Here is a 19475-nt window from a genome sequence, read left to right on the forward strand (position 1 = left end):
ATTTTTTATCCTCCATTATTCTTTTATCATATTGCAGATTATCTGCGGTTTCTTGATCAGTACCTCCGCGTGTCCCATATTCTCACAGGCATGGACAGTAACGGGATAAATACTGACTCTTTTTATTAAACCAACCGAATTAGGGGCATATGTTTCGTTACCCCCATACATAATGACCACTTCCATTGATATTTTCTCTTCCCTGCTCCGGATATCATACTTGTAGGCTGCAAGAGCAGTCCAAAATAACGTTCTAAAGGTTATGCCGACTTCACCCATTGGCTGAAGAACTTGGACATCATGATTGTGTAAATATCCCATTTGTTTTTGCATATACTTCATCATGTGCTTTCCATGAAAAACTCGCTTCATCTGCCACGACATAATAAGGCTAAATATGTATTTCATATTGCCCATAGATTCATATTGTCCACCATCTAATATCAATTTTTTTATTCTAATATCACCTTTGAGTGCAAGTTCAAGTGCAATACTCGCCCCCAGAGAAATACCATAAACTGCATCAACATAATTAATTCCTTTTCTCAGCAATACAGCACTGATATAGTCGGCACTAAGAATGACAGAAGTAACTGCACCATTGGATGAAGCATTATGACCTGACAACTCCGGAATTATAAAATAATAATTTTTCCCCAATATATGGAGTAGTTTATCGAAACAGTTCTTCCAATTGAATCCCATTCCATGTATGAGGAGTATTCGTTTACCATTTTTATTCCCAAGTAGATGAATCTCAGATTGATCCTTCTTCATAGTGTTCCTCCTTTTCCAATATTTTATCTGTCAAAACTAGGTCGATATTTAATTGTGGTAAATCATGTATTACAGCTTCTAAATCTATGATATCCATAGCATAATAAATTCCGAAGGCAGGTTGTTTTTCAATCAGAGCCTTAACTGTATAGGCGGCAATGATTGAACTGATATCACTACTGTACGAACTATGTACGTCTGCAGTTCTTATGTGATCCTGATTATTATTTGAACCAGTTACTTCAATATGTATATAGTTATATGCTGCTGTTGACCCACAAGTCATTTCAAATAGTTTGATAATAGAATCAACGCTTTGCTGCAGTGCCTCATCGCCTTGCTTCAAACTGTATTTGATAACTGCTTCCTGCATCAACTTTGTGATTTCTTCTCCAAAAGAGGCGTAATACCAGTTCGCCCTCTTAGGTTTATAACTTTGAGTAATCCGCTGCAATTCTATTGTATAGTAGTTTTGCAATGTGTACTCCTTATTTTCTACAATCCTGTATATTGGTATTTCATCTCTCTTTAACTCACCATTTTCATAATAGTTTAATGCAGATCCGAATCCGGCTGTATTCGTCAATATAAAATCTTTAATTGCCGATCTGCTCGGAATTTCATTTGTGATGCTCAACCCCATAATACAATCTACTGACTTTAAGCTCTCGCATAAATATTTCATCAACAGACCAGTCATTCCTGGAAAAAAACCACTGGATAGCACATAAACCGATTCGTTCCTTATATCTGCAATTCTGTCTTCTAAAAATGACTCACCAGAAGGGTCCACAACAGGTATGTGATATTTAGCCGCTACTCTTGCAATCTTTTCTCCATTGACAAATGAGGCGCCTGCACAATTTACGATAATACTACATTGGCTGCAAAAAGCTTCTAGGTCACCAAATATATCTACATCTAATTGGATATATTGGTTTTGTGCAGTAACTGGTGGTTTTGCCGAATGATAAGAAACTAACAACTCATATTGGTTCTCTAACAGTTTAACAACTCGTTTACCTATTTCACCAGTTCCGCCTAATATTCCGATTTTCTTCATATTCTGCCTCTTTTTCTAGGGTGTCCATCACTATATGGACACCCTTTGACAATTGTTAATAATTAAAATCCAAAATCTTAGAAATATTCTTTTCCAGATTATCACCAATAATACAATCAAAATGTTGTCCTGCAATTGTATTATATTTTAAATTACCCTTAATATAAGGTTTCCATGTTTCATAATCTTCCTCAAAGAATCCAGGATAAAAGTGGCTTCCTAAGATCTCACAACAGAAAATCCTTATGTTTCCATAGTAAGGTTCCGGTATGTAACTCGACACGCACCTGAAATTCTGTGAGAATATCCGGAAAAGTACATTCAGCATCTTCAGCTGATGTTCCATCAACTCACCATTTGGACGCTCAATCGTGCTGTATAAAGCATTTAACCTTTCTGAAATTGTATAGCTAGCGAGCCGGCGGAACTCTTCAGCCACATCTTCATACTCCCCGCCCGTTTCGCATAATGCTTTTACTGTAATTTCACCACTTCCATATCTGGAAATATGCTCTATATACTGCTGCAAGCGCTCATCACTTACCTGATAACCTGCCTTATATGCATCTGCCCCAATCACTCTTGCAAAAATCCGCTCCAACAGCAGTTCGTTATCCAGGCTTGAATGCAATGCATTACGGAATATCTCATCCGATGCGTCCGCTAAAATCGTGTTCTCCTTCTGCTTTGGAATACCAGTACTTATTAGCGTCACATCAGAAACGGAAACACCTTTATTTCTTAAATATTGTGCTGTTTCCAATGCAATCAAACCGCCCACACAATGACCTACAAGAATATAATTTCTATAGCCCATTTTTTCCAATATCTCACCATATTTTCTCCCAAGTAGCCGGAAGGTCTGACTTGTTTCCATGGAAATATACTCAGCATCATTTCCAAAAACAAAACCGATAATGCTTTCATCGTTCTTGCTGTCCTCTTTTATGCGAGACAGTAAATCCGTATAGGGTGTTAAGGTTCCTGCTCCAGCATGGAAGAAAACCTTTGCAATAGAATCCTTATTATTTAAACTGCTATTTTTCAGAATCATTAAGGACGGGTCATCAAGATTGTCTTATCATTTTGATGGTTCACAAGGCTTTCTGCTATCTGCTTAATAGTGGGTGCTTTCATCATTTCTGTCAAAAGGCTACTCCACTCCCAACCAGAAGCTTCTGATATGTTTTCCATCATCTTCCCAATGATTTGAGCAATCAGCAGAGAATCACCACCAACCAGATAAAAATCGTCATTTCTTCCCACTGAGTCAAGCCCTAATTCCCTACACCATATTTCTGCTATGCGCTGTTCCAAATCCGTCTGGGGCAATTCATCCTTTTTCTTAGTGCTCTCCTTACGATTCCAGTTCTTAAAATACTCTTTGATTTTTCTAGTGTCCACTTTTCGGTTTACGGATAACGGCATATCTGGCAGAATTAAGATCTGATTCGGAAGCATATATGGAGATACCGTACTCTCTAAATAATTTCTAACCTCCTCTTTCTCTAATTGTTCATATTCTCCCGCAAACCGAACTACGTATATTGTCTGTCCAGCCAAGTCTAATTTGCTGCTCTTATCAGGAAATTCATAAATCAGATGCCCATTATGTCTCTCAAAGATATTTTCCCATTGCACTCGTGTGAAGAATGTCTGATTATGTTCACTGCGTTCGTCCGTAAAGCCAGTTAATCCATCCTTAAACTCCATTGATGTCAACAACAAATAGCTTGTTCGTGTTTCTTCAAGTATAATAATAGATGCATTCTCAGATAATAATCCTTTTAAATTTTTCATAACACTGTTAATATTCTGTGAGTTATGAAGCACATTTGCACACAAAATCACATCGAAGCTGAAAGCCTCATATCCTTGAGATATGAAATCTTCATTGATATTAAAAATTCCATATTTTACCCAACTGTACTTACTGAAATTCTCCTGTGCTTTATTTAAGAAGAAAACTGAAAGATCCGTAAAATAATATTCTACATTGCACCCCTCAAGTTTAGGTATCACATCAAGAGAAGTTCCACCAACCCCTGCTCCTACCTCTAATATTCTAAAAGGTTGCTCTGGACTTCTTTTATTCTTCTTTTCGCACAAATAGCGTATTTCTTTCGTAGCAATATTGTTCAGCATTTCATTTACTTTGTTGTCATGGTAAGCTGCCAACGCTGGGTCTGTATCTCCCTTTGGAAATAGAATATTCAAAGGATCTTCTTTTCCTTGAATTAGTTCAGGAAGTAAATCACTTGATTCTTTTAAATAATCAACAAACTCCTTGCTGTATTGGAAATTATCCTCTATTTCATAAAACTCTTTCCAAAGCTTTTCAGAATCTAAATCTGCGTTTATCTCTGCAGCTTTATATACATTGGCTTCGCATGTGATAATTCCTTCATTAACCAATACCTGCAGCCATCTTTTAGTCAGTTTATACAGTTTCTCCGGAATCGACATAATCTCTACAATTTGCTCAAAACTGAATGCTTTGGATTTATCCGAAAAAATTCCACACTGTCTAAACGTGTTGTATATGTCCGCAACAACAACTTCCTCTGACTTTTTAATCCATTTTTCCAGTTAATCCTGATCCATATGCTCTTCATAGTATCGTTTTATGGACTTGAGCAAATATACCTCTTTATCATCCATGGCTTGTGACGCCACAGTCTTTTTCCTGACTGGCGAAATGGCTGCATCAATATGCAAATCCTCCGGACTTTCACCGAACGCTAAAGCAACAGCCCTTTCAATCAACGGATGTTCATTTAAGACAGAACTTATTTCAGCCAGTTCAACTCTGTGACCGTGTATTTTAACTTGATTATCACCGTCCTCACGTCCTTTAAAAATAATAACTCCATCTGGTAAATAACGCCCTTTATCCCCAGTTCTGTAAATACGTTCCCCACTCCACGGAAGAGTAGAGTACTTTTCACGATTCAGTTGTTCATCTGCCAGGTAGCCACAGGATAATCCGATTCCTCCAATGTACAGGCTTCCATCTACCCCATTGGGGCAGGGTTGCATTTCATTATTCAAAACATAAAATGTTTGATTTGACATTGGATATCCATATGGAATACTTTTTGTAAATGCAGCTTTTTTAGGAATATCGTAACTAATTGACCAAATTGCCGCTTCCGTAGCTCCACCAAGGCTGATAACACGACAATCACCAAACAGATCGTAAATCCTCTGTGGCATGGTTACGGGAATCCAATCACCAGAAAGCAATAACAATCTCACCTGATAATCTAAACTTACATTTGCGGATTCAAGATAAGAAACAATCATCTGATGCAAAGCCGGAACCGCATTTATAATGGAAATCCTATGTCTAATTATTAATTCCGCCAAATACTTAGGATCTCGAATTTTATCTGTACTAGGTAATACTAATGTTCCACCTGCTGAAAAACAACCAAACAAATCATATACAGAAAGATCAAAGGACAGATTTGACAATCCTAAGAATATATCCCTTTCACTAACTGCATATGTTTCATTAACATCAGCAATTGTATTTGATGTTGCACGATGGGTCATGATAACCCCTTTAGGTTCGCCAGTTGTTCCAGATGTGAATATAATATACGCTGGTCTATCATAGGCTATTTTATTGATAGGCAGTGTTTCTGTCGGTTCCGGTCTCAAGCTGTGGATATCTACAATATTACAGTATTCTTCTAAAGCCTCATTCCTTGCTTCTGCAAAAAGCAGTTTAATATCTGCACTTTTTACTATTTTTTCTTTGCGTTTATCCGGTTGCTGTACATCTATTGGCACATTTTCGTATATGTGACAAATTTATTTTTTCATCTGCAGCCATGATGAAAGCACAAATTCTTTCTCCCATTAGAAAATCCTCAACACCTACTACCACCGCCTCATCAATGTTCGGATGTTCACTTATTAATATTTCAATCTCTCTCGGTTCTATTTTCTCACCAGACCTATTTATTTGGTCCGTGATCCTTCCCTGTACCTGATATCCATATGTGGAATCCCATCTCACTTTATCGCCTGTTCTATAAAATCCGTCCGAGGTGAACTTATCTTTCATACTGACTTCCTGGTTATAATAACTTTGAATGGTAAACGGTCCACGAATTATCAATTCTCCTTCTTCACCATTCAGTACGTCCATGCCATTCTCATCAATAATCCGGATTTCCTCATAGCCAGACACCGAATAATGGTAGCCTACCGCATCGCCAAGATTACTGCGATCATAAATACTATACAAGGCCAGTCCTTCCGTTGCTCCATAAAGCGGTAAGACCTCACATTCCATCTTTTCAATTAATTTTGTAACAAGGCTCTCATCAACCAAGGAACCTCCAATAATGATCTTCCTGATGCTACTCACATCATACCGACACCCTTGACTCAGATACTGATTCCAGATTCGCGCTAGCGTTGGAACTAAAGCTGTAATTGTAATATTTTCTTTTTCAACTTGTGCAAAAATATCATCGCAGTCCAGGTTACTGCATAAAACAGCTTTTCCCCCTGCGAAAAACACATTCAGAATCCCGGGCGAATACAGCCCAACCTTATGTGCTATCGGCAGACAAGCTAAATAACTGTCAGAGGATGTAAACTGGAATTTCTGATTATATCCATAAATATGCCAATAAATCATTCTATGAGTGATTGGCACTAATTTAGGAATTCCGGTTGTTCCGCTTGACAACATAAGGAGGGCTATGCTATCAAGCTCCTTGTTTTCTTCGATGATATTTTCGGTGTCTTCTTTCAATCCTTCGGCTATGTCCTTGACCGCAATTTTACAAATCTGTCTGCTTGCACGCCCCTTGTGAATCCTTAATGATACTTCGTCCTTATCATAGAAAACCAATATTGAGGCATCCGTCTTATCAAAAATGCCCTTTAACTCATTCTCACCAAATAAAGAGTTTGTAACAATTGGGATTGAACCTATTTTAATTAACCCCAGCAAAGCAAATACAAACTCTTTTACATTCGGTATTCGCAAAACAACCAATTCACCCATGCTTATCCCACGCCTCTTAAAATAGCAGCCATACTGGTTGATTTTCCTTTCCAGTTGTCCATAGGTAATACGATTTATGCCCTCCACAATAGCGGTCTTATTTCTATTTGCTTTAAACGTTTCTCCCAGCCAGGTATCTATCGTTTTCTCCTGTACCGGTCGCAATTTCTTCCCATAGTTCATTCTCATTCCTCGTTCCATATGCCAAGCATGCTTTATGGCATCTATCTACAGCAATTTGACAAATCCGCCAAATCTGATCTCCGTAGCTTTCACTGCTGGTTCCGCCGATTTTTACAGAAAAAGAGGCGAAATCTTTATAAAGCCCATAGCCGATTGCCTTCACATAGGCTTCTTTCGCCGTCCAAGATTCAAAAAAGAACTCAATATTATTTTGCCTGATTACAGCTGCTGATTCTTCTGGTGAAAAATAATTTTCTGCAAGCCTTTGGTATTCCTGTATTTGTTTTATTGCCTGCACATCTACGCCAACCTGAACATTACGTCCAAAGGCAAGCATTACAATCTCTCCCGAGTGAGAGAGATTGTCATTTATAGATAGACGTTTTCCAGAACAGCACAGATATGGTTTCCCAAAGCGTCCTCTCTCAATTTGTATATCTTTTATATCTTTGCCAAGATAAGATAAAGAAATCTTTTTTACAGCGATTCGCCCTATTGCACCTCTCATCATATCTTCATACTTTACATATAATGTATATTGCTTTATCTCTTCTTCATTCAAGATTCCCCAATTCTCTTTTATCCAACCTGTCATGCTTCTCCAATGCAAAATCCAAACCTGTATTTCTTCCGGAGGAAGATCATTCATAAAGCAGTGCCGTGAAGTGAATGTAGGACGAATCACTTTAATTTTCACGATTGATAAGCTCCTCAGATTTTTGATGAATTAACTTTAATACATTTTCCTCATCTTCTTTTATAAAGAAATGCCCACCTCTGAAAAGGTAATACTGAAACTCGCTCTGCGTGTATTCAGACCATCTCTTTATATCAGTCAGGGTTGCTTCTCTATCCTCATTCCCGCCAATTGCCCAAACTGGACATATTAATTTTGATGGGGCATCCGGATAATAGCTTTCGTCCAGAATAAAATCCGATCTGATTATCGGCATATAAAAGCTCAACAGTCTTTTATCCATTTTTATTTCTTCCGGAATACCGTCATATCGTTCCAGGCCGGCCAAAAACTCCTGTTCTGTCAAATGAGATATCGGCTGTGGTTCCGGAATATGGGGAACTCTGCTTCCGGAGAATATCGCCAACTTTGCTACCCTTTTGTTGTTCTCAAGCATTTTTTCAACTTCAAATGCTATTTTGCCGCCCATGCTATGGCCAAATAGGATAAAGTCATTGTCAAACCTCATAATAGCGTCCACAACGTCTTTTACAAGTGATTGCATGTTCAAATATGGCTTCTCACCAATACGTTCTTCTCTTCCCGGTAATTGAATGGGGCAAACCGAAAGTTTCTTGTCAAAATATTGAATCCACTTAGCATAGAATGCGGCATCGCCTCCTGCATATGGGAAACAAAACATTATTGTACTTTGGGGGCTAATACCTTCTGAATTCTTAATCAATTTCCCATTGTATACCATAACCTCACCATAACCTCACCTCCTGAATCAAGACTAACCCGCCACCCCCATTGATTTAAACCCTGCAGCAAACAACAGCAATGATGGTACTGGACATTACTAAGAAAATATCTTTTGCAGTCAGTCTTATAATGTAATAGCTATCTTTCTTATACGGACTCTCAATTCCTCTGACAATGGCTGATGACGCCAGTTCGTCCGCTATTTTCAGGCTTCTGAAAACCATAGGGACAATTGCATATTCCAATGTACTAAGCGGGTGAAAAAGGACTATTCTTATAGACCGCAAAAAACCTCTTACCTTCATAGCGTCTTTTACTTCACCAAACTCATGAACAACGGTGGGAGCAAATCGGAGCATGACAATTAAAATCAGCATTATATTTTCGGGAATCGGTAACTTCCTTATACTGGAAGTCAGTTTGCCTGAAGGAATATGCACTATCAGGCACACAATCATCGCCGGCATCAATAGCCGATAAAGCATATGAAATAATAGCGGAGATGGAAAAGCGATATGGTATTTTGTATTAATGGCCAGCCAAACTACCGACAGGATATATGCTCCCAGCATTCCTAATCCCATCGTAAATAACTCAAAATAGCATAACAATAGAAAAAGCCATATCATATATAGACCATGCCCCAGTAAACTGGTGCTCAAGAAGGAAGTGAAACATGCGCAGACAGCCAACAGCAATACTGTCCTGCCATCAATCTCCTCCACTTTTCTAATGTTACTATGATTCATAATCATTCCAAGATACCAGCTTTCTGAAAATGTCTTCTTAATAATCTCTGTCCGAACAGAACACCTAATACAGCAAGAAGACCGGTTATTGCACAACCCAAAAGCATCAGCCCCGGATGGGTTGACATTAAAAACTGCATATCTAAGGTTTCCTGTGAAAAGCCACTATTTAATGCCATTTCTTTATAACTGTCCCATGCCCACCATAGAGGCACCGCACAACCAACGAAATTCCCAATACTGTTTAAAGCCCAGCCAATCATATTGCGGACCGGCTTTCTGTATGTATTTTTTCCAATCATAGACAGCTCGGAAATAACGCCTACAATCAGGAAATATGGCAGCAAGAAGGCATAACCCATAAGTGCCTGGATAAGGCCATACACAAATGCCCAAACAAACAACAGCCCATGTTTGTTCACCCGGTTTGCCGCTACAAGGAAGAATACAGCTCCTAAAAAGCCGTCAATGGCGGCTGAAGCATATAAATACACTTCTGAAAATGGCAATGTGACAGCGCTGACCACCATTGCTATCATATAATTGATTACCAACATGGCCGCCAATGTAATTGCATCTCTGATATTAAACTTGCTTTTCTTTGTTTTATTCATATATAATTCTCCTTATATAATTATTTTATTGTAGAGTAGTAGTTAATAAAGCCCATCTCCAAAGGCTGTGCTACACTGTAAGGGAGGTTTGGGATTAGCGAAATCTTCCTGCCACAAGATAGTTTTTAAGGTTTCAACCATAGTTCCTTACACTTTTGTTAATCAGTTAAAATTCTAGCGGATGTGTTCATCATCTCTAATACGTTGGATAGATTTAACTACCCGTTTCGGAAAATCCAGCGATTACATCACACCACAAGGCAAAATAAAAATAGGGTTTGAAACGACCTAGCAATACACTCGCATAAATCCTCCTTTGTTAGTCTGCGCAGAAGTTCTTACGGGTCTTTGCTTTGTTATACCTTTTTTGATCCATCTGTTTTTTATCACCACCATTCATTTTAAAAGTTGTTTTTTAATAATTAATCATTAAAATCCTTTAAGTTAGCCAGAACTAACTTATGTCTAAGCTTTTCTGTTGGTTATAACTAACTATCTTATAGTTTACTATATCCCGAAAAATATTTCTACTCCATTAAATGCTTTATTTTAAAAAATAGCCCATTTTAACACCTGAATATATCACTTTAACAGCAGCTGGCTATATGACACAATCTGATCACAAATTTAGGATATTCCTTTACTTTTGTATAGTAGATTTGCAAAAACTTTGTTCTACCTACCACGGTATAAACATGGAACTGTTTACCTTCAGCCTGTTTTCTATCCTTGCTGTTACAAAAACCATCAGTGTACCTTTACTTGTGAAACGGTGCATATTTCCAATCTCCACCACAATCTGAGGTTCAATGATTAGTCTAGTTCCTTGCATCCCCACAACAACCTCGTATTCAGGGAACGGTGAATCCAAACGCTGCCTCTCATTGGACAAGATTTTCAAAATATTATAAACTCAGGCTGTCTACAACTTGTCTAATAATAGTCCTTGTGCAATTATTCTTATTCAACATGACAATGTCATTCTGCATCAACTTGAGCAACTTAAAGAAATACTGAAATTTTTGAACTACAAATATTGGTATTATGAAACAGCTACGGAAGCCAGAACCTATTCTGTTCACGATGCAATGAAGCCGAAGATATTCCATAGGAACATCTTCGAACATATTTAAAGAATAGACTTCTTTAATCTCAGCTCCATATCTCTACTCCTCTTACTTTCTTCAATTACCTGCTATCTTTCTTTGAATATTTTATTCCTGTTTTACATGAACTCATAGAGCGTTCCCCCTCCAACACCCGAACTGTAAAATGGTATTGGAGGTGAACTGACAGTGGCTGAAACAGAGAAAATGGATATTTCCTACATGGGACCTATTTTCAAAAAATACCGTGTAGATGCAAATCGAACACAGGAAGAGGTTGCAGAAAAGGTGGGGATTACCGCCCGATTCCTCATGGCTTTGGAAAACGAGGAAAAACGTCCAAGCATTGACAATCTTTTACGTCTTGTTGACACCTTAAACATCCCCAGTGATGCCATCCTTCATCCACAAATTCAGCACACAGACAGCGAGGATCAACAGCTTTTACGTCAGTATATACGACTGAACGACCGTGATAAAGCTGTTATCCGCGCAGCAATTCAAGAGATGCTGAACAACAGATAAGAGACTGCCACCTTTCACGGAAGGTGGTTCTTTTTCTCTGTCTATTAGGATTTCTTCAGGTGATCCCTTCTGCATACGCCGCAGTGACATAATCCATACGCCACCAAGAGGACAAACCTTCCCCTTGGTGGCGCTATTTTTTAATTGCAGTCTGTCAGGGTAAACAGCAGACTGCTCCTGCCGCCGTTCTCCCGCCAGCGTTGTTCCTTCTTTAAGAGCCCGGCTGTGATCAAATCCTGAATCGCACGTTCCACCGTGCGCCGGGACAGATGCAGTTCCTTTGCGATGGTACCGATCGCCGGATAGCACTGTCCCTGTGCGTTGCTCCGGTCTTTCAAATACATGTACACGGTTTTGGCACGATGGGGCAGTTCTGCTTTGTAGATGTTAGAAAAATACCCCATACCCGGATCACCTCCTAATCGGTTCGCAGCGGAGGACGTCTCGGTATGCTGCTGTGTTCTCTCGCTGTCTGCACTCGTGACTGTTGCTGACCGCCCTTGCGTGTTCCATCGGTATCTGACATTGGCGTTTCTTCCCATTCATCATCTTCCGTATCTCTACGCCGTACAATCTCCTGCTCCAGTTCAAAGCGATCTGCATATTTCACACTTCTGGCAGCCTGCTCCGGCACCTCATACGCATCACCAAACTGAATCCCCCATTTAAGAAACAGAGGAAGCTGTGTCTGCATAGGACAGTTTCCCGTTTTGGCAAGAATAAAATGTCCCTTCGGAAGTGTTTTCAATTCGTCCGGTGACATCAGAGGCCGACTCATCATCTGCAGGCTCTGGCTTGGATCGTTCTTTCCTCTGGAGATGGAACCGGACAAAACAGTCCGGTTTCCAAGTGCTTTCGATAAAATCTCCGCACTTTCCGAATTCGGTGCAAATCCGCCAAACAGAATGTCCTGACAGTTATCGATAATGATGCTGGAGCCTTCCTTTCCATAATTCTTTTCCAGTTGTGCAAAGCTCTGGATAATGGGAATCATACTGATCCGTCTGGAACGTCCTGCAGAGAACATCATCTCCATTGATTCAATTTTAGGGATCGTACCAATCTCATCCGCAAACATCATTACACGGTTCGGCAGCTTCCCGCCATGCTCGTCAGCGATGGTCAGCATTTCACGATACAACTGCTGCAGAAACAGTGACACCATAAAATACTTTGTATTATCTTCCTCCGGAAGAACAATAAAAATTGCGGATTTTTCTTTACAGAATGTTTCCGTATCCAGAGAACTGTCAAAGCAGAGAATCTGTTCCATCTCACTGTCCAGAAACGCATTCAAGCGGGACATTGCGGTGGAAAGCACAGACGCCATTGCCTGATCTGCACTGTTGAGCGCAGCTCCGGCAAACCATTTTGCCTTATGTGTTGGCGGCAGCTTATCCATTAAAAGCTGAAACAGGCTTCGATTCTTGATAGGGGATGGAGCCAGCAGATCCTGAATCAATTTAAACACGGATATGATATGGCGTTTCTCAGGCTCACAGTATTCCGAAATCAACAGAATCACAGATGCCAACAGTCCTTCCGCTGCATCATAAAAAAACGCATTCTGCCCATAGCTACTGGCAGACGCACCATCGGAACAGATGATGGTTTTTGCAGTAATCTTTGCGTATTTTTCGGCTTTTGCTTTTGCCGCAAGATTACGGTTATCTTTCAGATATTCATCCATGTACTTGTTGACCAGAGTAAGAATGTTATTTCCATCCGAGCGGGTAGGATTTCTCAAATCCAGAACAGAGATTTTATATCCGTAATACTTTTTCGCAATTCCGGCATAGTTTCGGAACAAATCGCCTTTCGTGTCTGTGGTCAGAAAACTCATACCGGATGCACAGGCATACTCAATATTGGGGTACAGAAAATTAGCGGTCTTACCGACACCGGCCGCACCAATCATCAGGCAGTGGATGTCTCCGCTGTCCACCAGCGCAGTAACCACTCCACTTTTCTTTTTGTATCCGACCACCAAGCCCTGTTCCGCCGGAAGCGATTCTCCTTTCCTCCATTTTTCAGGCTGATAGGGGATATGAGCATACGTTTCCCGGATTTCTTTTTCAGTGGCAAACCGTGCAGTTCCGTGCTGGCCGTCTCCAACCGTCCGTGACTTGATCCCATTGAGTGTATAATAATTGGACAGCAATGCCAAGCCGCCAATCACAGCGAACATACCAAGCCCAATGCACACAAATAATACAATCTGATGTGTCTGCATGACAGCCTCCTTTCATCCCATCTGCATGACTGGTTGTTGTTTCTCTGCCGGCTCAGGCGGCGGCTTGCTCAATGCCTGTAGATCTTCATTCCAGTCTTTCAGATTTGAAAAGAGCGATAATACATTTCGGTATCCTCGCTCTGCAAGATGTTTTTGTATACGCTCCCGTGCCTGCACTCCCGCTTTATCGTTATCCAGACACAAAGAGATTTTATTCACATGCGGTGCGTCTGTCAGCAACCGCATCAATGCATGCTCTGCTACACCGCAAAGTGCCACATAGCTGTGCTGTTTCCAGTTCTGCCGGTAGAGGGAAAGAAACGAAAGCATGTCAATCGGCGCTTCGAATACATACACTGTATCGCTTTGCCCGATCCAATGAAAACTGTACCGCGGATCACAGCTGTCCACATTTCCTTTGAACGCATCACCGTTGGTATACGTCCCGCGTTTATGCGCATGACGAGGGATTCCTTCCGCATCATATCCCACAAATACCGCATTGTGATATTTGGCATCCTCATAGAGCATCTTCGCTTTTGCAAATTCTGCCACGACTTCGCGATCCAGACACCGTGTCTTAATCAGGTAAGCAAACACACGGTGCATATCGGTATGCGCTTCCGGCAATACAAACGGCTTTGCTGGTTCCGGTTCCTGTGGTTTGCTCTCCCGATAGATCTGTCCCTGCTCTCCGCCAAGCAGCATCGTGACTGCATCCGGGAAACTCTGATTATAATATGTCCGGACAAAATCGATTGCAAAACCTCCTTTTTCTGTTGCATGGTCATACCATCGATTTCCGCGTATGGTGATACTGTGATCACTGGCAAGCCGTTTTTCTCTGCCGGAACGAAGCAGTTTTTCTCCCTGCCGGACAAGAAAGTCCTCCAGATCCACGGCATTGGCCCGCTGTTTTTGTTCTTCTGTAAAATAAACGTATCCCGGCATTTACACACCTCCTGTCAATAAATCTGCCGAATGGGTTCATAGTCATCCCGTTTATGTCCCTGTGCCTGTTTTTTCTCGGCCAGCTTGCGTCTGCGTTTCCGGTCAATCGAATAAGAAGTGCCGCCGGTTGTTTTGCGATAATCCTCACGGAACAGACTTTCAAGACGATGCAGTAAACGGGTAGCTGCAAGAAACGCAGACGGATCTCGAAAAGAATCCAAATGCTCCAGCAGAAACTTGGCATACAGGTTCCCCTGTGCGGCGGATGCTTCCAGATAACGCACCGCTTTTTCTTTGTCACGGGGGATGTCCTTTCCCTGCAGGTACAGCTTCCCCAATGCATATTGGGCAAACTGATTTCCGTTCCCTGCGGATGTTTCCAGATAGCGTACCGCAGTTTCCACATCTTTTGGAACCATTTCTCCGGTAAGATACAATTTTCCAAGTTGATAGGACGCATATTCGTTCTTCTGCTCTGCAGACGCTTTCAAGTAATCCAGCGCTTTTTCAATATCCCGCGGCACATCTTCCCCGCAGAGATAAAGTTTCCCTAACGTATATTGGGCATAGGCATTCTTTTGTTCTGCAGCACACTTCAGCCACTTTACTGCCTGTTCTGCATCTTTTGGAATTCCTTCTCCGGCAAGATACAACTTGCCAAGCTGGTACGCCGCATACTCGTTGTTTTGTTCAGCGGATAATAAAAACAGATGTACTGCCTGTTCCATATTCTTATCTACATGAATCCCGTCCCGATAACACTTTCCCAATGTGTATTGTGCCGGCGCATGACCGCCATCCGCCGCTTTTGTTAACCATTGTAGTGCTTTGGATACATCTCCGTTGTTTATTTCCAGCCACAGCTTTGCCAAAGCATACTGGGCATGGACATTTCCGAGCTTTGCGGACTTTTCCCAATACTCTGCCGCAGCTTTCTCATCTTTTTCTGTTCCGGTTCCCGTATGCAGCATTTGTCCCAAACGGTACTGCAGTTTATCGTCATGACTTTGCTTTTCCAAAGCGGCAAAACCATGAAAAGCGGATTGGAAAGACTGTTCCGCCTGTTTCGGCTGTACCGTTGTTCCGATCCCATCCCGATACATTTTTGCTGTTTCATAATCTGCATAAGGATTCCCTTGTTCCGCAGAGCGACAGTACAAGTGAAATGCCTGTTCATAGCTTTGCTCTACACCTTGTCCGCGGTAATATAAACCGGCAAGAGAATACTGGGCATACTTATGGTCGGCTGCAACCGCCTGCGAGAACCATTCGGCTGCGGTTTCATAATTTTGTTCTGTACCAAGCCCCGCTGCATACATTTTCCCGATGCGATACCAAAGATAGGGGCGCTGCTTTGGCTGAACACTCTGCTCTGCTGCATGGAATGCAGACAATGCTTTTGCATACCACTCCTGTGACAATTCCGGATTGATTTCACATCCCAAACCGTCAGCGCACATCCGTCCCAGATCATGCATCGCAAATCCGTTGCCTTTTTCCGCTTCCTGCCGGAACATATGAAACGCCTTTACAAAATCCTGTGGAGTGGAATCATCGCCATATAAATATTTCCGTGCCTGTTTATACTCTTTGCTCCACCATCCGGCGTCACGATTCTTGTGATTTCCTTGCTCCGAATACGGTTCATACTGTTCCGGAACAGCATCCATGCTTGGCATTGCATCTTGCAGTATCATTTCCGGTTCTTCAGTGGATTCCGTCATCGCTTCATCTTCAAATACAAAGTTCTGACCTGCAAGCTGCATTGCTTCTGCAATGATCATGTTCTTAATACTTTTAAACACTTTCTGTTGAGACAGGGGAGGCAGGGAAACACCCTGCGTTTGGTAAGTCAGCAGAATTTCGTTCTGCCATTTGCCCCATGCCTGATAGAATGCATCCACACGACTGTCCTTTGCAAGTTCATCCACAATCTCATCGATCAGGCTTTTTACATCCCGCTTGAGATAACCGTATACTTTTTTTCCGGTGGTATTTTGCAAACGCTTGGACAGCCGGATCATCTTTTTTTCTATGACAGGATTTACGGTTGTTCCGGTACGCAAAGCGGCTGTCATCTGCCGCATGACTTCTTCGGCTTGGGATTTCAAATCTCCGCGCGCCTGATTTTGTTCCTCATAAATATGAGCAAAATCCTGACGGAAAATGTCATGCGCCAATTCTGAACGCATTGCTTCGATGGATTGTTTTGTGAGATATCCGTCATTGTCTTTTGCAGAGTAGACCATCAGATGCACGTGTGGGTGGTGACTCTCATTGTGAAAAGCTGCATACCATCTCAGATTGGTACTGTCGATCTTCATATGCCTGCACAGCATAGCCCGTTTGGAACGCAGCAATGCCATCCACTGTTCTGCGCTATCATATCCGAGCCGTGCCGCATCTTCCCGCCGCAGAGAGACCACATGTGTCCAGACCGCACCTTTATGCCGCATCACTTCTTCCTGTACCTGCCGCAGCACCACCGCTTTTCCTGCGTCTGTAAACAGACCGTGTTCTCCGATGCGCTCCACACGGGGCCGGTTTGAAATATAATCCACATAGTTTTCACGCTTTGCGACCAAATCCAGATGCTGCTCCAATGCACAGGAGATCAGTTCCGATGCGTTCCCGATGGTTGGATGCAATAAAAAATCCGCATACTCCAACATTTCTTTTGCCTGCGGAATATCACGGATTAATTGTCTGATAAACTCTTTCTGATGAATGGTCGCAGGCAGATGCCGCTTGCTTTCATCAACTTTTTCTACACCCTCACGGGTTCCGATGTATCGGACATAGTTTTCTAATTGCTCCGGAGGTGCGTCACGCAGATAGCGGGAAGTAAAAATGATTTTTGGCATAGCACCATCCCTCTACAAACAAAAAAGATCTGCCGCAGCAGACCTTCCTTTGCAATCCATTACAGCACTCCGAGTTTCTTTAATAACTCTACGCAGTCCTTTGCGCCCTGCACATAGAGGTACTCACACTCATGCTGTGCGATTAAATTGATTGTGACAATGTAATCTTCCACCACCTGACGTTTCTCCGGCGTGAGTTTTTCCAGCACTTCCTGTTTCTGCTTGGAGAGCGGATGCTTTTTTGTAGAGTTGCTGTTCCGCTTCTTCGCATGTCTCCCTCCGTATTGCCAATGCGCGTTCTGTCATCTCACAGATGACTGTTTCCAAAATATCTTTTTGATCCATATTGTGTATCAACTCCTTTTTACAAACCATATCCGAATCACCGGAAACAATCCATATCCAAAACCAACAAAGATTTTTTCACTCTTTAGGTTTCACGTTTCTGGTATTTATATGCACTTTCAAAATCAATGGCGCCGTTGATGCGCCGGACTTCCTCCAGACATTTCAGATGCAGCCGTTTCAATGCATCCTCATCAATGTCATGGGAATATGCAATCACCTGCGACAGCTTGGACAGCTCCACCGCTATTTTAAAATCCATCCGGGCCAGTCTGTTTTCACTGTCCTGCACGGTTCCTGTCATCACGGATGACAACGACTGCAGCAGATAATCTTCCGCCTTTTGAGCTGTGAGAAAGCCAAGATAAAACCGCAGGGCGTTCTCAATCAGTTCTGTCCGGTTTTTTACCGTGGAGCTTCGGATATAGGTATCTGCCAATTCCACCAAGTCTGTGTCCACCCGAATGGAGAACTTGGTCTTTTCTGCATTTCCTCCCATAAAGTCCTCCTTTCCTGCTGTTTTTGCGGAATGCCACCTGTAAAACCTCCTGTTTTCCCGTGATTCGGTTGAAAATGCCACCTGAATTTTAGAAACGGGATTTTCCGGGTGGCAGGCGAAATCCCCGCACGGCTTTGCCGGGCGGTGTAAATCGGGCGAGGGGGCTTTTTAAAGCCACCCGCCCTTTAACCTGCACACGTTTCGACCCTGCAATCTCATCGCCGCAATCGGCTCTTATCCACAATTCCCCCATACTTTTCGGACTCCGTTCACATTCGCCCGACAGCCCGCAAAACGCCTGCAAGGGTATACGGATGCCACCCCTGCCCGAAAAAGCCCACACAGGGGCGTACAGGGGGCAACACGGAGGTTCAGTGCGCAGACTGGTTTCCCGCGCCTGACCGGTTTTGTTTGTTTGATGCTGACCGTCCATAGTCAGCATCGTATTTAAGATTCCTCCTGGGAGGCGAAGCTTTCGGAAGAATCTGCGATACGGACGGAACGGCGGGGGCGATCCTTTACCTTTGGCTCACGGGAAACCTTGTCGTCAATATATTCGCGTGTCGCCTGCGGCACATATTTTTCATAGAGTTTCTGAACCGTATCATTGAGTTCCGCCTGCAGATCCGTATCCTTCTTCTCCATATGGAACCGCAGGGCGTCCAGTTTTTCCGTATTAAAAGTCACCGTCAAAGTCGTATTTTTCATATTGTCCTCCTGTTCTTTCCGGCAAACGAAACAGGCGGCAGGCAGCGCCTGCGCCCATTCCGGGATTCCATTCAGCGTTTTAAAAACCGCAGAAGATCGATCGCGTCTGACAGGTCGGCCTTATAATACCGCTCCCGTTCCTCCACCGGAACCGTCAGCTGTTCTAACAGCTGCTTGTCTAACCATTCCCGTTCTTTTTCCGGCAGCATTTTAAGAATCCTGTCCATCCGTTCCACATCTTCTTTTATTTTCTTCTGGTATGGCTGTTCCCTCTCGCCCTCCATTCCCCTGCGGATCTGATGAACCCTCTGTTCCACGATCTGGTTCAGCTGATCTAGTAGTTCTTCTGTCATCTCTGTCGCCTCCTTTCACCGACAGACAATACCTG

20 protein-coding genes and 1 pseudogene are annotated in these 19475 nt (G+C 42.3%); 1 reads left to right on the top strand and 20 read right to left on the bottom strand.

Features of this window, described 5'->3' with window-relative positions; genetic code table 11:
• Positions 1-15: 15 nt before the first annotated feature.
• The 12 genes from FYJ39_RS15215 to FYJ39_RS15255 all read right to left on the bottom strand — a co-directional run bounded on the left by FYJ39_RS15215 (position 16) and on the right by FYJ39_RS15255 (position 10727).
• Positions 16-777, bottom strand: coding sequence for an alpha/beta fold hydrolase (locus FYJ39_RS15215; protein ID WP_154473307.1), 762 nt, complete (start codon positions 775-777; stop codon positions 16-18).
• Entirely contained in the window at positions 758-1840 is a 1083-nt protein-coding gene (locus FYJ39_RS15220; protein ID WP_154473308.1) for an NAD-dependent epimerase/dehydratase family protein, read from the bottom strand. Before FYJ39_RS15220 ends, FYJ39_RS15215 begins: the two co-directional genes overlap by 20 nt.
• Positions 1841-1895: 55 nt before the next feature.
• Positions 1896-2894 carry a thioesterase domain-containing protein gene (locus FYJ39_RS21005; protein WP_235919856.1) on the bottom strand — a complete coding sequence of 333 codons (999 nt, stop codon included), beginning with the start codon at positions 2892-2894 and terminating at the stop codon, positions 1896-1898.
• Positions 2894-4255, bottom strand: coding sequence for a class I SAM-dependent methyltransferase (locus tag FYJ39_RS21010; RefSeq protein WP_235919857.1), 1362 nt, complete (start codon positions 4253-4255; stop codon positions 2894-2896). The genes FYJ39_RS21005 and FYJ39_RS21010 overlap by 1 nt, the downstream gene beginning before the upstream one ends.
• 56 nt (positions 4256-4311) lie before the next feature.
• A complete protein-coding gene (locus FYJ39_RS21565; RefSeq protein ID WP_407923853.1) occupies positions 4312-4455 on the bottom strand; it encodes a 7TM-DISM domain-containing protein in 144 nt (47 codons plus the stop codon).
• A complete protein-coding gene (locus tag FYJ39_RS21015; protein WP_328597563.1) occupies positions 4430-5638 on the bottom strand; it encodes an AMP-binding protein in 1209 nt (402 codons plus the stop codon). The genes FYJ39_RS21565 and FYJ39_RS21015 overlap by 26 nt, the downstream gene beginning before the upstream one ends.
• Positions 5610-7052 (bottom strand): AMP-binding protein, encoded by a 1443-nt coding sequence (locus FYJ39_RS15230; RefSeq protein ID WP_195840457.1) that lies wholly within the window; start codon positions 7050-7052, stop codon positions 5610-5612. The genes FYJ39_RS21015 and FYJ39_RS15230 overlap by 29 nt, the downstream gene beginning before the upstream one ends.
• Complete coding sequence (locus tag FYJ39_RS15235) at positions 6982-7749, bottom strand: 4'-phosphopantetheinyl transferase family protein (protein ID WP_328597564.1); 768 nt, start codon at positions 7747-7749, stop codon at positions 6982-6984. The genes FYJ39_RS15230 and FYJ39_RS15235 overlap by 71 nt, the downstream gene beginning before the upstream one ends.
• The gene (locus FYJ39_RS15240; protein ID WP_154473310.1) at positions 7739-8491 is read right to left on the bottom strand and encodes a thioesterase II family protein; all 753 of its coding nucleotides are present in this window, start codon (positions 8489-8491) and stop codon (positions 7739-7741) included. The genes FYJ39_RS15235 and FYJ39_RS15240 overlap by 11 nt, the downstream gene beginning before the upstream one ends.
• Before the next feature lie 55 nt (positions 8492-8546).
• Positions 8547-9248: an energy-coupling factor transporter transmembrane component T family protein gene (locus FYJ39_RS15245; protein ID WP_154473311.1), complete on the bottom strand. Its 702-nt coding sequence runs from the start codon at positions 9246-9248 to the stop codon at positions 8547-8549.
• Entirely contained in the window at positions 9245-9856 is a 612-nt protein-coding gene (locus FYJ39_RS15250; protein ID WP_154473312.1) for an MptD family putative ECF transporter S component, read from the bottom strand. Before FYJ39_RS15250 ends, FYJ39_RS15245 begins: the two co-directional genes overlap by 4 nt.
• A gap of 679 nt (positions 9857-10535) precedes the next feature.
• Complete coding sequence (locus tag FYJ39_RS15255; protein WP_154473313.1) at positions 10536-10727, bottom strand: hypothetical protein; 192 nt, start codon at positions 10725-10727, stop codon at positions 10536-10538.
• A 424-nt stretch (positions 10728-11151) separates the two neighbouring features.
• On the opposite strand from FYJ39_RS15255, the gene FYJ39_RS21020 reads away from it, so the two are divergent.
• Positions 11152-11487, top strand: a complete 336-nt coding sequence (locus FYJ39_RS21020; RefSeq protein ID WP_328597565.1) for a helix-turn-helix transcriptional regulator — start codon at positions 11152-11154, stop codon at positions 11485-11487.
• A 140-nt stretch (positions 11488-11627) separates the two neighbouring features.
• Here FYJ39_RS21020 and FYJ39_RS15270 read toward each other — a convergent pair.
• The 8 genes and pseudogenes from FYJ39_RS15270 to FYJ39_RS15305 form a co-directional block, all read right to left on the bottom strand.
• Positions 11628-11933 (bottom strand): annotated as a pseudogene (locus tag FYJ39_RS15270) (helix-turn-helix domain-containing protein); the annotation flags it as partial.
• Positions 11906-13720: a VirD4-like conjugal transfer protein, CD1115 family gene (locus tag FYJ39_RS15275; RefSeq protein ID WP_195840458.1), complete on the bottom strand. Its 1815-nt coding sequence runs from the start codon at positions 13718-13720 to the stop codon at positions 11906-11908. The pseudogene FYJ39_RS15270 and the gene FYJ39_RS15275, both read right to left, overlap by 28 nt.
• A 12-nt stretch (positions 13721-13732) precedes the next feature.
• Positions 13733-14671, bottom strand: coding sequence for a DUF3991 and toprim domain-containing protein (locus FYJ39_RS15280; protein WP_154473315.1), 939 nt, complete (start codon positions 14669-14671; stop codon positions 13733-13735).
• A 14-nt stretch (positions 14672-14685) separates the two neighbouring features.
• Complete coding sequence (mobP3, locus tag FYJ39_RS15285; protein WP_154473316.1) at positions 14686-17535, bottom strand: MobP3 family relaxase; 2850 nt, start codon at positions 17533-17535, stop codon at positions 14686-14688.
• A 59-nt stretch (positions 17536-17594) separates the two neighbouring features.
• A complete protein-coding gene (locus tag FYJ39_RS21025) occupies positions 17595-17744 on the bottom strand; it encodes a hypothetical protein (RefSeq protein WP_235919858.1) in 150 nt (49 codons plus the stop codon).
• A gap of 221 nt (positions 17745-17965) precedes the next feature.
• A complete protein-coding gene (locus FYJ39_RS15295) occupies positions 17966-18379 on the bottom strand; it encodes a ribbon-helix-helix domain-containing protein (RefSeq protein WP_154473317.1) in 414 nt (137 codons plus the stop codon).
• Positions 18380-18826: 447 nt separating this feature from the next.
• Positions 18827-19087 carry a DUF6103 family protein gene (locus FYJ39_RS15300; protein WP_154473318.1) on the bottom strand — a complete coding sequence of 87 codons (261 nt, stop codon included), beginning with the start codon at positions 19085-19087 and terminating at the stop codon, positions 18827-18829.
• Between the two features lie 71 nt (positions 19088-19158).
• Positions 19159-19440 carry a chemotaxis protein gene (locus FYJ39_RS15305; RefSeq protein WP_154473319.1) on the bottom strand — a complete coding sequence of 94 codons (282 nt, stop codon included), beginning with the start codon at positions 19438-19440 and terminating at the stop codon, positions 19159-19161.
• Between the last annotated feature and the right edge of the window lie 35 nt (positions 19441-19475).

Origin of the sequence: Clostridium porci (assembly GCF_009696375.1) — a bacterium.
Taxonomy (GTDB): Bacteria; Bacillota; Clostridia; order Lachnospirales; family Lachnospiraceae; genus Enterocloster; species Enterocloster porci.

Coding starts and splice junctions, on each gene's coding strand:
- FYJ39_RS15215 (WP_154473307.1), bottom strand. CDS start 777: ATGAAGAAGGATCAATCTGAGATTCATCTACTTGGGAATAAAAATGGT.
- FYJ39_RS15220 (WP_154473308.1), bottom strand. CDS start 1,840: ATGAAGAAAATCGGAATATTAGGCGGAACTGGTGAAATAGGTAAACGA.
- FYJ39_RS21005 (WP_235919856.1), bottom strand. CDS start 2,894: ATGATTCTGAAAAATAGCAGTTTAAATAATAAGGATTCTATTGCAAAG.
- FYJ39_RS21565 (WP_407923853.1), bottom strand. CDS start 4,455: ATGAAGAGCATATGGATCAGGATTAACTGGAAAAATGGATTAAAAAGT.
- FYJ39_RS15230 (WP_195840457.1), bottom strand. CDS start 7,052: ATGAACTATGGGAAGAAATTGCGACCGGTACAGGAGAAAACGATAGAT.
- FYJ39_RS15240 (WP_154473310.1), bottom strand. CDS start 8,491: ATGGTATACAATGGGAAATTGATTAAGAATTCAGAAGGTATTAGCCCC.
- FYJ39_RS15245 (WP_154473311.1), bottom strand. CDS start 9,248: ATGATTATGAATCATAGTAACATTAGAAAAGTGGAGGAGATTGATGGC.
- FYJ39_RS15250 (WP_154473312.1), bottom strand. CDS start 9,856: ATGAATAAAACAAAGAAAAGCAAGTTTAATATCAGAGATGCAATTACA.
- FYJ39_RS15275 (WP_195840458.1), bottom strand. CDS start 13,720: ATGCAGACACATCAGATTGTATTATTTGTGTGCATTGGGCTTGGTATG.
- FYJ39_RS15280 (WP_154473315.1), bottom strand. CDS start 14,671: ATGCCGGGATACGTTTATTTTACAGAAGAACAAAAACAGCGGGCCAAT.
- mobP3 (WP_154473316.1), bottom strand. CDS start 17,535: ATGCCAAAAATCATTTTTACTTCCCGCTATCTGCGTGACGCACCTCCG.
- FYJ39_RS15295 (WP_154473317.1), bottom strand. CDS start 18,379: ATGGGAGGAAATGCAGAAAAGACCAAGTTCTCCATTCGGGTGGACACA.
- FYJ39_RS15300 (WP_154473318.1), bottom strand. CDS start 19,087: ATGAAAAATACGACTTTGACGGTGACTTTTAATACGGAAAAACTGGAC.
- FYJ39_RS15305 (WP_154473319.1), bottom strand. CDS start 19,440: ATGACAGAAGAACTACTAGATCAGCTGAACCAGATCGTGGAACAGAGG.